This is a genomic window from Geodermatophilus sabuli, from assembly GCF_010686765.1.
GTDB classification, from domain to species: Bacteria; Actinomycetota; Actinomycetes; order Mycobacteriales; family Geodermatophilaceae; genus Geodermatophilus; species Geodermatophilus sabuli_A.
In genome coordinates this window covers 1-4,883 of sequence record NZ_JAAGWF010000035.1, presented here as the reverse complement: position 1 = coordinate 4,883, position 4,883 = coordinate 1, and the positions used below count along the sequence as shown (strand labels likewise).

The following is a 4,883-nucleotide window of genomic DNA, read 5'->3' as shown; positions in this document are numbered from 1 at the left end:
CCGCCACGGTCCACAAGTCGGTGCGCCAGTTGCATCACGATCTGCCGCTGGAGATCCAAGCTCTCGAACAGAAACGGGAGGCCCTTCAGGCGGATCTCCCAGAGTTGGAGACTCGGGTCGAGGAGATGCAGGGCCGGGTCGCCAAGCTGGAGGCGGAAGCGGCGGATCGGGAGCTGACCGCGGCCAAGGTCAAGCGGCTGCGGGTCTATCGCGATCGGCTCTCGGACCGTGTCCGGGATCTCGAAGCCCGCCAAGGTGAGCTGGAGGCGCTCCAGGCCAAGCATGACCGTCTCACGGGCGAGGTCAAAACCCTGGAAGACCGGGCCGAGGTGGCTAAGCGGAAGCGGGTCCGGGCTGAGGGTGGGGCGCGCAGGGCCTCAGAGCGGGCCGCTGAGGCCGATAGGCGTGTTTTGGCTGTCGAGGGGCGCGAGGCGCGCTTGAGGGCCTCAGAGGCCGCTCTGCGCGCCTCTGAGGAGGTATTGGAAAATCGGGAGCAGGATGTCGAAAAGCGCGAAGGGGTGTTGCGAGGCCTCGGACATGCGATCCTGTCCGTCCTCGATGAGGCATCAGCATGGCTGGGTGAGGCAATCCCGGCTTCTGTCCGGGATGCCGTGCCGGCCCTGCGTAGGGCGCTCGAACGGCTCAGGCCGGAGCCGGAGAGATACGATCTCGAGGATGAAGGGCCAGGGTTCTAGCTCATTCGATTGCTTTGGCATTTTGATCTATGATGAGATAATTTTTTTGATAGTGTGAAGGACAGATGATCACCTGTGGAGAAGAAGATGAAATTGTGGAAAATTGAAGTGTTCGAAAATACTGAAGATGTAGAGCCAATAAAAATTGGATTTTTCTACGCTGAATCAGAGAAAGACGCTTCTTCCATGGCAAAGTCATCTATGGGTGATGCATGGAGAATTGATTTTTGTACAGAGGTTACCGGGCCAGATAAAATACCTGAGGGTTTTGTCGCATGGGTTGGTCCCGCTTCACAATTCGGTTCATGATACAGTGCTGTGGTGGTGAAAAAATGAAAAACGGATTAAAAGTTGGTGGTTTGATGAAATACATACTGCCCATTTCAGTGGCAACATTAATCACCTCTGGGCCAGTATTGGGGGAAGATTTTAATAACTCAGTGCCGGTTAATTTGCTTTTAAATAATGAATACAATCTTTCGGCAACTTTGCATGAGGTTCGCGCGGTTGAAGCGATTGGCGCGCCAGCACAAATTCATAGCGCGAGGGTATTTATGCTCGATGAGGCGGGGATGAATCGTGTGTATGGAGAGGTTCAAGTTGCAGGCGATAGAGAGTTGACAGACTGTGTTTACCATCCAAGCACACCAAGTGCTATTATCGAGTTTGATTTTGATTCTGAAAGTATTTTATCCGCTGAAGTGGTGGTCGCAACCATTGACTCTTTTGGAGGCTTTGGAAGTTTTCAAAGACTTGTTGTTGAGGGGCAACTCGGAGCGCCACTGCTCGGTACTTTTTCTTGGGGAATAGGTGTGCCAAGGGGGTTCAGAGTTAGGGGTGGAGTATATATTACAGTAACGTCCATTATAACAAGTGATGGTGAAATATGGGAGGGAAATCCCATAAATATTTTGCGGCCGAATAATGAAGTGATACCTGATAGGGGCGTGATATCTGGAAATCCTTATTCTAAGCCAAGATTTTGTGACTACACTATTGCGGGCGAAAATGATCAGCAGCTGTCGTCCGAATACAGCGGTGATATATTTATAGAGCTGGACAGATTGGTCGATAGGTTTGGCGCGCAGAATCTGAGGGACGCTCTGGAGCGTTATTGACTTCATTATGCTTCGCAACCCTGTGCCGAATTCACGAAATGAAGCCGGCACAGGGTTATGGTGAAGATTTTATGGGTGGTGCGATTGTTCGCCTGCGACACGCCGGTTCGGCCACCGCAACAGGTGCGTACGCGGTTCCCGTGGTTATCACGCATCACCACTGCCACCAGCGGCGCGGTCGAGACGGCCCTCTGGATTGTCGTCTTGCTCTTTCCGGTGGCTTTTGCCGCCTGTCCGAGAGTGTATCTCATGGGGTCTTGTCTCGTTCCAAATGGACGGTCTCTGGAATTTTCCGTGTTTTCGACTGGCTCCCAGGGGGATCTGTGGTGAAAATATCATAGGCGGCACGGGCCAAATCGCGCTCGTTCCGGGTGATCTGGCGCCCTCCGGCCTCGAATGTCCGGCCCGCCCTGTCGCCCCAGATCTCCCGTTCTGCGTTCGTCAGCCCATTCCACCACTCCCGGGCCGGATCACCCTGAGGCGTGTCTTCGATGATCGGCGGAGCTCCGGAGGTTTCCTGTGCTTTTCGACGCGCGGCGCTGTGGCGGTCGTTTTCGGCCGCGGTTTCCGAGGCTTCGTGCGGGTCCTTCCAATGCCAGTCAAAGCGGACGGCATGGACTGATCGGCCGCGCTTTTCCGGGGTCATCTTGACCGTGACCGTGCCGTAGTCGTTGATCGCGTCGATGGCGGGCTTGAGGACCCATCGGCTGAACTGTCCCCAAACGTCGTACGCTGTGCGATCATCAACTCCCATGAGCGCGCGCAGCTCGGCCAGGTCGAAGATCCAGTAAGGGCGCCCGAGGCGTTTTTTGTCTGCGAGGAGAGCGTAGAGCTGCCGTCCGTGGCCGGTCAGCCGGTGAGCAGCTGCAGCCTCGATTTTCGTGAAGTTGGCCGGGCTGCGGAGGGCGTGAACCCCGGCGGGCGGGATCAGCAGGCGCGCCATGCTGCCGCCCTCGGTGATGTGCCATTCGGCCAGGACGACGGCCCCCCAAGGATCGCCGCGATGCTCTCCGGACAGCTTCACCCCAGTCAGCCGCTCCAGGCACTGCCGCAGCCAGACATTGTCGGCCCTGCTGCCCTCCCCCCGGAGGCGTAGGGTCGGCACCTCCAGCCATACGGAATTGGGAACGGTCGCGGGCACGCGCTGTTCGTCCAGCGCGGCTGCGATTTCCCAGACCGCCGACACCATGGCGGGCGTCAGGGGCGTTTCGGATCGGAGCGCGACGGCGCTGGATGGAACGGTGATTTCCCTCATCAGTGGAGGTTACAAGTTTGCTTGCTCCATAGTCAACTCTCCATACGCCCCTCCCGGACCTCCATTCATACCCTCCCGGACCTCCATTCATACCCTCCCGGACCTCCATTCATACCCTCCGGCATCTACATTTTTACCCTCCGGGACCTCCATTTTTAGCCCCCCAGTGTCAGTGTCGGGTGTCGAGGGGAGCGAAGCGACACGCGACACTCGACACCCGACACTCAGCGAAACTTCACCCCTCATGGTCGGCTGATCGGCCAATTTCTGGCCGTGCTGGGAGAGAGGGGTTGGCGATGCTTGATAATGGCCTTGTTTTCGTATATACGAAAATTATGTTGATGATCGTCTGGGATGAGCCAAAGCGCCAAGCGAACCTCGCCAAGCATGGCTTGGATTTCGGTGACCTCGATGAGGGGTTCTTTCTGGCTTCGGTCGTGGTTCCCGCGAGAGACGATCGGCACATGGCGATAGGGCATCTCGCGGATGGGACGATCGCTGTGGTGTTTGCCACCCTGGGCATCGAAGGGGTGTCCGTGATCTCGATGCGCCCTGCCAGTCGGAAGGAGAGGACCCTGCTATGACCCGAAAGCACCTGACCGAAGAGCAGATCCAGCGAATGATCGCCAGCGATCCGGAAGCGCCAGAAGTCACGGATGAGCAGATCAGCCAAGCCAAGCCGTTTGCTGAGGTGTTTCCAGCCTTGGCGGAAGCCATGCGCAGAAACGCTGTGGGCCGTCCTAAGGCGGAGAACCCAAAGGTGGCGGTGTCGCTGAGGCTCGATCCGGAGATCGTGGCTCGGTTCAAGGCGTCCGGTCCGGGGTGGCAAACCCGGATGAACGACGCACTCCGGGAAGCTGCGGGGCTTTGAAGGTGCAGAATGCGGCCATTCTGTCCGGACCATGTCCGGCTCTGGGGTTTCGAAAGGGGCTGGTCCCTTCGGTTGGGAGTTTCGAAAGAGGGGCGCAGCAACCCTCTTCGCCGGAGAGCCATAAACAGACCCCATCGGGGGGGTGTTTATGGCTAGTAGGTTATGAATAAACGATAATTTGCCATTTTGTTATTCGATTATCCTATCATGAACAGGGATTTTCGAAAGTCCGGATTTTGGATTTTCATGTGGGTCGGCGATCTTTGGGGGTATGAGCACCGAACCCCTGAACATTCGCCCCGAAGATCTCACCGGTGGGAACCCCCGCGCCGCTTCCGTGCGGCTGGAGGGAAAGTCCCTGTCCCAGGCTTATGGCCAGAGACGCCATGATTTCCGGATTGGCCCTCAGCCCAAATACGTGGATCCTGCTCGGAAAAGCTTGAACAGGCCCCTGATGGAACCCCGCCCTGTCTCGCAGATCAGGGATGAGGTTCTGGCGCTCCGGACAGCCCGTGGGGCCAAAAGAGCCATGAAGAGCAACGCGGCTGTGGTCACTGCGGGGATCGTGACCTTCGGGACGGAAGCCCAGGAGATGTTCCTGGCGCTCACCATCGAACAGCAGGATGCGGCCTTCCGGGAACTCGCGCAGGCCGTCGCGGAACGGCTGGACACATCCCTGGAGGCGCTGATGGTCCATTGCGATGAAAGCGCCATCCACGCCCATTTCGAACTCCGGGCCTGTAACCGGGCCGGGATCCCTCTGGCCAAGGCTACACGGCCCGCTCTGATGATCGAGCTGCAGGATCTGGTCTTCGAGGTCATGTCCCGTCACTGCGAAGGCATCGAGCGCGGTAATCGCAAATATGACCGGCTGGCCGCGGGGGAGGATTACGCCGCCACGGTCCACAAGTCGGTGCGCCAGTTGCATCACGATCTGCCGCTGG

General features: G+C 57.7%; 7 protein-coding genes. 6 read left to right on the top strand and 1 reads right to left on the bottom strand.

All coding sequences use genetic code 11. The annotated features are described in order from the left end of the window. From GCU56_RS22830 to GCU56_RS22820, 3 genes are all read left to right on the top strand, one after another. Nucleotides 1–695: hypothetical protein (locus tag GCU56_RS22830; protein WP_204332704.1), on the top strand; the 695-nt coding region annotated here is incomplete at its 5' end. Nucleotides 696–770: 75 nt separating this feature from the next. Next, nucleotides 771–1,004 carry a hypothetical protein gene (locus GCU56_RS22825; RefSeq protein ID WP_163484488.1) on the top strand — a complete coding sequence of 78 codons (234 nt, stop codon included), beginning with the start codon at nt 771–773 and terminating at the stop codon, nt 1,002–1,004. After that, nucleotides 1,001–1,813 carry a hypothetical protein gene (locus GCU56_RS22820; protein ID WP_163484487.1) on the top strand — a complete coding sequence of 271 codons (813 nt, stop codon included), beginning with the start codon at nt 1,001–1,003 and terminating at the stop codon, nt 1,811–1,813. Before GCU56_RS22825 ends, GCU56_RS22820 begins: the two co-directional genes overlap by 4 nt. Nucleotides 1,814–2,060: 247 nt before the next feature. Here GCU56_RS22820 and GCU56_RS22815 read toward each other — a convergent pair whose 3' ends face one another. Continuing rightward, a complete protein-coding gene (locus GCU56_RS22815) occupies nt 2,061–3,068 on the bottom strand; it encodes a replication initiation protein (RefSeq protein ID WP_121634697.1) in 1,008 nt (335 codons plus the stop codon). A gap of 296 nt (nt 3,069–3,364) precedes the next feature. Here GCU56_RS22815 and GCU56_RS22810 point away from each other — a divergent pair, with 296 nt between their 5' ends. The 3 genes from GCU56_RS22810 to GCU56_RS22800 form a co-directional block, all read left to right on the top strand. After that, nucleotides 3,365–3,652, top strand: coding sequence for a BrnT family toxin (locus GCU56_RS22810; protein WP_204332703.1), 288 nt, complete (start codon nt 3,365–3,367; stop codon nt 3,650–3,652). Continuing rightward, complete coding sequence (locus tag GCU56_RS22805; RefSeq protein ID WP_119918575.1) at nt 3,649–3,939, top strand: BrnA antitoxin family protein; 291 nt, start codon at nt 3,649–3,651, stop codon at nt 3,937–3,939. Before GCU56_RS22810 ends, GCU56_RS22805 begins: the two co-directional genes overlap by 4 nt. A 271-nt stretch (nt 3,940–4,210) precedes the next feature. Beyond that, a partial coding sequence (locus tag GCU56_RS22800; protein WP_204332702.1) for a plasmid recombination protein occupies nt 4,211–4,883 on the top strand: 673 nt, incomplete at its 3' end.

Coding starts and splice junctions, on each gene's coding strand:
- GCU56_RS22820 (WP_163484487.1), top strand. CDS start 1,001: ATGATACAGTGCTGTGGTGGTGAAAAAATGAAAAACGGATTAAAAGTT.
- GCU56_RS22815 (WP_121634697.1), bottom strand. CDS start 3,068: ATGAGGGAAATCACCGTTCCATCCAGCGCCGTCGCGCTCCGATCCGAA.
- GCU56_RS22810 (WP_204332703.1), top strand. CDS start 3,365: ATGCTTGATAATGGCCTTGTTTTCGTATATACGAAAATTATGTTGATG.
- GCU56_RS22805 (WP_119918575.1), top strand. CDS start 3,649: ATGACCCGAAAGCACCTGACCGAAGAGCAGATCCAGCGAATGATCGCC.